Consider the following 6,859-nt stretch of genomic DNA (forward strand, 5'->3'; position numbering starts at 1 on the left):
GAAAAAAGAACCAATAACATCACTGGTTCAGAGATCAGAATCCATGTTGTGCATTTCTAGGTTCGATAGTTCAGCCTGAACCACTGGTGCACTCTTTGCCGCTTCTCCCCTCGCAATATCAATGCGTTCAAGGTAGGCTTGGTCAACATCAGCAGTAATATAGTTTCCGTCAAATACTGACGTCTCAAAACGCTGAATATCAGGATTTTCTTCCCGTACAGCCATGACGAGGTCGTCGATATCTTGAAAAATCAAACCGTCAGCTTGAATGAGTTCGGCAATTTGATCTATCTCACGCCCATAGGCAATCAATTCATTGGCAGATGGCATATCAATACCATAAACATTGGGAAAACGAATCTCTGGCGCAGCCGAAGCAAAATATACTTTTTTCGCTCCCGATTCCCTGGCCATCTCGATAATTTGACCAGACGTGGTGCCGCGAACGATGGAATCGTCTACAAGAAGCACGTTTTTGCCTTTAAACTCCGACGAGATGGCATTGAGTTTCCGTCTCACAGACTGTTTACGCATAGTCTGCCCAGGCATAATAAATGTCCGTCCAATGTAACGGTTTTTCACAAAGCCCTGACGATATGGCAATTCCAATGTATTTGCAATTTGCAACGCCACGTCCATGGACGTTTCGGGAATAGGGATAACCACGTCAATGTCTAAATCTGACCATTCACGGGCTATCTTCTCACCTAACTTACGACCCATATTAACCCTGGACGCGTAAACAGAAATGCCATCTATGAACGAATCGGGTCGAGCAAAATAAACAAATTCAAAAATACACGGCGACGTGGTTGGCTGGGCTGCACACTGCTGGGTGTGTAACTCGCCTGCCTCGGTAATATAAACGGCTTCTCCCGGTGCTACATCGCGTATAAAGGTAAACCCTACTGCATCCAATGCCACACTTTCTGAGGCCACCATGTATTCTTCGCCCATCTCAGTAATGCGCTTACCCAAAGCTAACGGGCGAATGCCGTGTGGGTCTCTAAATGCAACTAATCCCTGACCGATGATAGCAGCAACTACCGCATAAGCACCTCGAATCTTCTCGTGCACCGTGGTGACAACTTTGAAAATGTCTTTCGCAGTTACCGTCAAATCAGTACATTGCTGTAATTCATGAGCCAAAATATTCAACAACAGCTCAGAATCAGAGGACGTATTAATGTGACGACGAGCAATTCGAAACACTTCATCCTGTAATTCATGTGAGTTAGTAAGATTACCGTTGTGCGCAAAGGAAATACCGAAGGGCGAATTAACGTAGAACGGCTGAGCTTCTGCTGAGCTGGAGGTTCCCGCTGTTGGATAGCGACAATGCCCAATTCCCATAGCGCCCGTCAGTCTCTTCATATGACGTGTGTGGAACACATCCCGCACCAAGCCATTTCCCTTTCTAAGATTAAAGCGATTTTGGTCAATCGTTATTATCCCAGCAGCGTCCTGACCGCGGTGCTGTAACACTGTAAGTCCGTCGTAAAGTGACTGGGCGACAGGTGTTTTACCAACAATTCCGACAATACCACACATTAGCGTTACCTATATCAAGCGGGTTTTATAAAACTGGAGCTGTCTTTCACAAAGGTGAAAAACCACTCTATGATCACACCAAATTCGGGAATAAGCAGCGACTGATTCCACCAGGCTGAATTTGCTGCTTCTGTAAATGTGTCCATGAAAAACAGCAGGGCACTGACTATGAGTACACCCCGTAAACTCCCAAAAATTGCACCCAGCGCACGGTCAGTACTGGATAGTCCAGAAGCCTGAACTAATTGTCCAACCACGTGATTAAACATACCGCCAAGTACCAGTGTAATCACAAACAAAACAACAATGGCAGCGCCATTTCGCAGTACCTCGTCACTGATTTGCGTAAAGTACACCGCGAGATCGGCGTGAAATTCACTGGCAATAAACAGTGCACCAAACCAGACCACCAAAGAAATAGCTTCTTTTACAAAGCCACGCATGAGGCTGATTAACGTGGAGACCACGATTATACCAAGAATGGAAAAGTCGACCCAGTTCATCAATCGTAAAAATCCGTATGTGGTTCGCGCGCACTCGTACTCTGGTAACGCCTTCCTGCGAGTTGGCGCGCATTCTATCAGAAGCCCTTGAGATTACCAATCTGTAATGTGTTGCAAACACAATCCCAAAGGTGACCCGGTCACGATAAGTTGACACCGTGATGCAGGCACATGCTATTTAAGTTAGTTTAATGCCAGAATTATTCTACCCTGAACGTAGTTACCTTGCCTTTCAAACCGGTAATTTCCTGCAGATGGGGAACAGCCTTTTGCAGCTTTACTTTGTCCAAATCGGGGCCTACGAACACTTTCGTCAAAGGACCTGAGCGGGTTTCAATAGGTCTGCTAAAAGCACGATATCCTGCAGCTTCTAGTTTTTGTAATAGCTGTTTGACGTTTTTTTGATGACGGAAACTGCCTAGCTGCACGACCCACCCCGCATCTTCTGGTTCTGACTGTGGAGCTGGAATTACCGTTTGTCTTGCCAGATCATCGCCTGCTTCTGTGTCTTGTTTATTTTCTTGATTATCACTGGCAGTAACATCAGCTTTCGGCACGGCTTGTTCATCGTCAACCACTGGCTCATCCACTACTTGCAGTGGTCTTTGGGTCATTGATGCCGTTCGCTGGCCTGGAAAAGGTTCAGGGTCGACAATTGGCTTTTTCGCCGGTGTCGCCGGCACACTAACAAAAGTGTCTTTGTTCGATTCTTTTTTTCTGTCGAGAAAATCGGGCAGAAAAATGACGGCCAGTGCAACCACTATTACGGTTCCGACCAGTCGGTTATGCAACGCCGAGGTCACTGTTCACTCCTATTGGATACGTCGTCCCGATGATACGCTAATACATCTGTAACAGTAAGAAAAGAACCAAATACTAAAATGCGGTCATTCGTATCGGCCTTTTCACGCGCTGCCAGATACGCATCGGTTACAGAGGGAAACGTTTCTACCTGCTGCTGCCCTTGCGGAACATATTTCACCAGTGAATCAGCATGTAAACCGCGCTGCCCTTCTGTACTCGCAACATACCACTTTGCATTAATATCGGACAATTGTGCCAGGGTTTCGGACAAGGACTTGTCAGCCAGCATGCCCACGACTAGGTGAAGGTTTCCCAACAACCCTGTTTCAGCCCACGTTCTCATAAGTGCACAGGCTTGCGGATTGTGGGCCACATCAAGCAACACATCGGGTGACGAAGCAATAGTTTGACGTCTTCCTGCTACCGAGACCTGTTCTAGTAATGTGTGCAACATAGTTTCTGAAGGCAGTAAATCGAGGCGTTTCAGTACAGCCAAAGCCGTTGCCGCGTTTTGTACAGGAATACGAGGCAACGGCAAATCTCCCAGTGACATATCAGGACACGTCCATTGCCAGGTAGCATTTTCGCACTGATAAGCAAATTCGCTATTGGCCCACCATGTATCTACGCTATGCTCCACAACATAAGCTGACAGTGTATCAGGCGGCGCTAATTCACCGATAACCGCGCTGCCATTTTGGCGCATGATACCCGCTTTCTCCAAGGCAATTTTTTCCCTGGTGTCGCCCAACCAATCCATGTGATCCAAACCGATTGTGGTGATCACCGCCAGGTCCGGGTCGATAATATTTGTCGCATCAAGCCTGCCGCCAAGCCCAACTTCCAAGATAACAAACTCAACACTGGCTTCAGCCATCATGACCATAGCAGCCAGTGTGCCAAATTCGAAATAAGTAAGTGTGGTGTCACCCCGGGCTTTTTCTATTTTCTCAAACGCCGCACAATAGTATTGCTCATCTTTCATTTCGCCGTTAATTCGAATGCGCTCGCGATAATCGAGAAGATGAGGAGAGGCATACACACCCGTCGTCTTGCCCTGCGCCAGCAAAGCCTGTTCGATAAAACGGCATGTCGTGCCCTTGCCATTGGTACCGGCAACGGTAATGACAGTTTGCTGCGTGAAATTCAGGGCAAGGACATCAGCCACATGTTTGACCCGGGCAAGCCCCAAATCAATATGAGTAGGATGAATAGATTCTAAATAAGACAACCACTGCGCCAGTGACTTTGAGCTCGGTGCAGCGGTTTGATATGAAGGTGTGTTCACTTAATTTGGTCGATGTAGCTTTTCCAACAGACCGTGTAATTTATCACGCATCTCGCGACGGTCAACAATCATATCTATAGCCCCTTTTTCCAGCAGAAATTCACTGCGTTGGAAACCTTCAGGAAGAGTTTCGCGAACCGTTTGCTCAATCACGCGGGGACCGGCAAAACCAATGAGTGCTTTGGGTTCCGCTACATTAATATCGCCCAACATTGCCAAACTTGCAGATACCCCTCCCATAGTGGGATCAGTGAGTACAGAAATGTAAGGCAGGCCTTTTTCGCTCATTTTCGCCAGCGCGGCGGATGTTTTCGCCATCTGCATCAGCGACATTAATGCTTCCTGCATTCTCGCCCCCCCAGAAGCAGAAAAACAGACCAACGGCATCTTGTGCTCTAGACACGCATTCACTGCAGCAACAAAACGCGCGCCAACCACCGATGCCATAGAGCCGCCCATAAATGCAAATTCAAAACTGGCAACAACTACTGGCATACCTTTGAGCTTGCCTTGCATCACGATGAGTGCGTCTTTTTCGTTTGTGCTCTTTTGTGCGGCAGAAATTCTGTCTTTGTAGCGCTTGGAGTCTTTAAATTTGAGAATGTCCTGTGGTTCCAGATCACTGCCCAATTCTTTTCTGTCACCAGCATCGAGAAAGGCATCAATTCGCTTTCTCGCATTAATACGCATGTGATTACCACACTTTGGACATACTTCAAGGAGTTTGTCCAACTCCTGCTTGTACAGCACAGCCTGACATTGGGAACACTTCGTCCAAATCCCCTCCGGAACATTGCCTTTCGTGGAAGTTTGGGTTTTTGGAAGAATTTTTTGAATCCAGCTCATGTTAAGGAGAATCCTTTTAATCGGTAACCATGCTTGATTGATGTTTATTTGTGCACGGTGTTAAATGAACGCAAATTAGCCCTGTATTAGACCACAATACCCGGGATTCCGTAAAATAAAACTGGTCTAAGAAGTTAACATATTAAAAGAATGAATCACACTGTACCCGAGCGGTTAATTATCAGGCAGAAAAAGCGGTCCCAAGGTACTTTGGGGGATTCCCATCGCTTGCGGATAGGTGACATCAACCAAATAAAGTCCGTTGGGTTTCGCCGTCGCCGCAGCCTTTGTCCGGTCCTTCAATAAAAGAAGCTCCGCTATCCAGCTCACCGGCTGCTCTCCGGCACCAATTTCTATCAGCGACCCTACAATATTTCGCACCATATGATGCAAAAATGCATTGGCACGAATATCAACAATGACAAAATCGCCCATCCGGCTTACAGACACGTGAGTAACGTTGCGAAAGGGGGTTTTCGACTGGCATAAGGCTGCGCGAAACGACGTGAAATCCTGCTCTCCCAGCAGCGCCTGGGCAGCTTCGTGCATACGCTTTTCATCCAAGGGTTGATAAATATGTGTTACCCCACCACAGAGAATTGCAGGTCGCAAACGCGTGTTTTTAATAATGTATCGGTAGCGCCTGTGAGTGGCAGAAAATCGCGCATGGAAGTTATCGTCTACGGTTTTACACCAGGTAACAGCAACGGAATCAGGTAGATTCGCGTTTACACCCATTGTCCATGCCCGTTCAGGACGTTCATCGTCAAAATCGAAATGTACCACCTGCCCCGTGGCGTGAACACCAGCATCTGTGCGCCCGGCGCATTGAACACCTATTGGTTTATTCGCCACCACAGACAGAGCATTTTCAAGATAGCCCTGAATGCTTGGCACGTTTCGTTGACGTTGCCAACCAAAATGGGTCGAACCGTCGTATTCTATGCCTAAGGCAATTCTTGCCATGACTTCCTACACCTGTTGCTAAAAATCGGCTAAGTGTAGTCAGCCACCCGGTCAGATGCAAGAACCACAGCAGGATTCACGTTGCCTGAAGTTGATTCAACAACGCCGTTGCTTCTTCTTTCTGATCATCACTGCCCTTTTCAATGACTTCCTCAAGCAATTCCTTCGCGGCACCGTGGTCGTCCATTTCTATGTAAACTCTGGCCAGATCCAGGTTTGCACTTTGCCCAGCGTCTTTGTCGATATCAATAACATCTTCATCGTCACTTACACCGGAAAATTCCGACAGGCTCACATCTAAATCAAGAGGCGTATTGTCGTCAGCGACATAACCATCGTCGCCACCGTCATCCATCAAGGTTTCCACATCCAGATACTCTTCGCTGTCACCGTCGTCAGCATCAAGGCCGGTCTCGTCTTCAGATACCGTTTCTCGCCCAGTCGTTTTAGCTTCTTCAGGGTCAGTTAGCAGTGCTGCGAGGTCTAAATCAGGATTGCCAAATGACATATCAGGTTCACTCAACGCTCCGCTGCTTTCACCGTCGTCAAGTTTGCCGAGCAAATCGTCAAAGTCAGCTTGCTCCAGTTCATCCAGCAAAGCGTGGTCATCGCTGTTGTCCTCCGATAACCAATCGTCAAGACCAGGCAGGTCTTCGAGCTCGTCAAAGGTTTTTGATGCGTTATTCTCCGCCGGAAGCTCACCGTCAACTTCCGGCTCAAGACTAAAATTTTCCACCTCTTTTAACATACTATCGTCAAAGGTGGAAACCGGCTCTGGCGCGTCATTCATATTGGCAAAAGAGGGAATATCTTCCATCAGTTGCTTGTCGAATTCTGCCAGTGCATCGTCAAGGGGATCACTTTGTGACGCATCAATAGCGGCTTCTGCTTCTGCTTCTGC

The 6,859-nt window shown here is 47.5% G+C and carries 7 protein-coding genes; all 7 read right to left on the reverse strand.

Translation table 11 applies throughout. The features are described from left to right. Positions 1 to 27: 27 nt before the first annotated feature. Positions 28 to 1,551, reverse strand: a complete 1,524-nt coding sequence (gene purF, locus KO518_RS15980; protein WP_216026781.1) for an amidophosphoribosyltransferase — start codon at positions 1,549 to 1,551, stop codon at positions 28 to 30. Between the two features lie 14 nt (positions 1,552 to 1,565). Next, positions 1,566 to 2,054, reverse strand: a complete 489-nt coding sequence (locus KO518_RS15985; protein WP_216026782.1) for a CvpA family protein — start codon at positions 2,052 to 2,054, stop codon at positions 1,566 to 1,568. A gap of 200 nt (positions 2,055 to 2,254) precedes the next feature. Continuing rightward, a complete protein-coding gene (locus KO518_RS15990; RefSeq protein ID WP_216026783.1) occupies positions 2,255 to 2,857 on the reverse strand; it encodes an SPOR domain-containing protein in 603 nt (200 codons plus the stop codon). Then, complete coding sequence (gene folC / locus KO518_RS15995; protein ID WP_216026784.1) at positions 2,854 to 4,146, reverse strand: bifunctional tetrahydrofolate synthase/dihydrofolate synthase; 1,293 nt, start codon at positions 4,144 to 4,146, stop codon at positions 2,854 to 2,856. Before folC ends, KO518_RS15990 begins: the two co-directional genes overlap by 4 nt. Next, positions 4,147 to 4,992 (reverse strand): acetyl-CoA carboxylase, carboxyltransferase subunit beta, encoded by an 846-nt coding sequence (gene accD / locus KO518_RS16000; RefSeq protein ID WP_216026785.1) that lies wholly within the window; start codon positions 4,990 to 4,992, stop codon positions 4,147 to 4,149. Positions 4,993 to 5,166: 174 nt separating this feature from the next. Next, positions 5,167 to 5,958: a tRNA pseudouridine(38-40) synthase TruA gene (gene truA / locus KO518_RS16005; RefSeq protein WP_216026786.1), complete on the reverse strand. Its 792-nt coding sequence runs from the start codon at positions 5,956 to 5,958 to the stop codon at positions 5,167 to 5,169. 76 nt (positions 5,959 to 6,034) lie between these two features. Continuing rightward, the coding region (locus KO518_RS20000; RefSeq protein ID WP_305855278.1) for a FimV/HubP family polar landmark protein at positions 6,035 to 6,859 on the reverse strand (825 nt) is incomplete at its 5' end.

It is taken from the genome of Aestuariibacter sp. A3R04 (genome assembly GCF_018860805.1).
Lineage (GTDB): Bacteria > Pseudomonadota > Gammaproteobacteria > Enterobacterales > Alteromonadaceae > Alteromonas.